The following is a 1682-nucleotide window of genomic DNA, read 5'->3' on the forward strand; positions in this document are numbered from 1 at the left end:
GGATTTGAACCGGCGACCGCCTGCTCCCAAAACAGGCGCGCTACCAGGCTGCGCTACGCCCCGGCGCGTTCTCTCCGCAACACCTCTTTCAAGGGCGGGCGCATGGTACGCCAACGGGCCGCGCGGCGTCAAACCGCGGGCGCTCAGCCGTCGCGGCGCTCCCAGTCGAACGGGATGTCGTTGACGTCGGGGTCCCAGCGCTCCTCGTCGGGGTCCTTGGCGTCGTACGGCGCGTCGGTCAGCACGACGACGAGCGCCTCGGCGGGGCCGATCCCCTTCAGCCCGAACCAGACGCCGGGGGGGACGACGACCCGCAGCGGGGAGTGGTCGCCGAGGAAGAACTGCCGCAGCTCGCCGGAGGTCGGCGACTCCTCGCGCCCGTCGTAGAGGCCGAGGCGGACCATCCCGGAGACGACGGCGAGGGCGTCGGTCCGGCGGCTGTGCCGCCGCCAGGCCTTGACCACGCCGGGGTGGAGCGTCGTCAGGTGCACCTGCCCGAAGGCGGGCGTCCCCGGCACGTCGGCCCGGAACAGCTCGGCGAGCCGCCCGCGCTCGTCGGCCTTCACCTGCAGCGGCTGGACCAAGACCCCTTCGATCACGTCCCTGCCTCCCTCGCTGGCGGCGCCGATTATCGCAGAGCCGGGGCCCGGCCGTGCCCCGCCGGGACCCTCCGCGCGCCGCATCGGGCATAATCCCGGCCCGAAGGAGATCCCCGCGCCATGGACATCGCGCTTTGCGGACTGCCGCATTCCGGCAAGACCACCCTCTGGAAGATCCTCACCGGGACCGACGTCCCCGAGGGGGCGCGGGTCGAGACGCGCCGCGGGGTGGCCAAGGTGCCCGACGACCGGCTCGACCGGCTCTCGGCCCTCTTCAAGCCGAAGAAGACCACCCACGCCACCGTGAACTACGTGGACCTCGCGCCGATGGAGAAGGGCGCGGGCAAGACCGACAACCCGATCCTCACCGCGCTGCGCACGGCCGACGCGCTGGTCTGCGTGCTGCGGCTCTGGGACGACGAGGCCGACCCGCACCCCGAGGGGTCGGTCGATCCGGCGCGCGACCTCGCGCTGCTGGAGACGGAGTTCCTGCTGGCCGACATGGACGTCGCCCAGCGGCGGATCGAGCGGCTGGAGGGGATCGTCAAGAAGGCCGGCAAGGAGGAGGACAAGCGGGAGCTGGAGCTGCTGCGGCGGGTGCTGGTGCACCTCGAGGCGGAGACGCCGCTGCGCGCGGCGGGGCTGGCGGCGGAGGAGCTCCGCACGCTGCGCGGCTTCGCCTTCCTCACGGCGCGGCCGCTGCTCGTCGCGGCGAACCTCGGCGAGGACCGCACGGCGGAGCTCGGCCAGGGGGCGCAGGCGTTCGGGCTGGGCGACCTGGAGTCGCGGCCGGGCTGCGCCTTCGTGGCCCTCTCGGCGAAGATCGAGCAGGAGATCGCGGGGCTGCCGGCGGAGGACGCGGCGGCGTTCCGGGCGGACCTCGGGATCGAGGAGCCGGCGCTGGACCGGCTGATCAAGGCCAGCTACCGGCTGCTGGGGCTGATCTCCTTCTTCACCGCCGGCGACGACGAGTGCCGCGCCTGGACGATCAAGGCCGGGACGCGGGCGCGCGAGGCGGCGGGGGCGATCCACTCCGACATCGAGCGGGGGTTCATCCGGGCGGAGGTGATCCGCTGGGATCAG

2 protein-coding genes are annotated in these 1682 nt (G+C 73.4%); one reads left to right on the plus strand and one right to left on the minus strand.

Features of this window, described 5'->3' with window-relative positions; all coding sequences use genetic code 11:
* Positions 1–143 precede the first annotated feature (143 nt).
* Positions 144–599 carry a dTDP-4-dehydrorhamnose 3,5-epimerase family protein gene (locus tag LLG88_02645; GenBank protein ID MCE5245805.1) on the minus strand — a complete coding sequence of 152 codons (456 nt, stop codon included), beginning with the start codon at positions 597–599 and terminating at the stop codon, positions 144–146.
* Positions 600–719: 120 nt separating this feature from the next.
* On the opposite strand from LLG88_02645, the gene LLG88_02650 reads away from it, so the two are divergent.
* Positions 720–1682 (plus strand): YchF family ATPase (locus LLG88_02650; GenBank protein MCE5245806.1); only part of this gene is annotated, 963 nt, incomplete at its 3' end.

The organism is bacterium (assembly GCA_021372775.1).
Taxonomy (GTDB): Bacteria; Acidobacteriota; Polarisedimenticolia; order J045; family J045; genus JAJFTU01.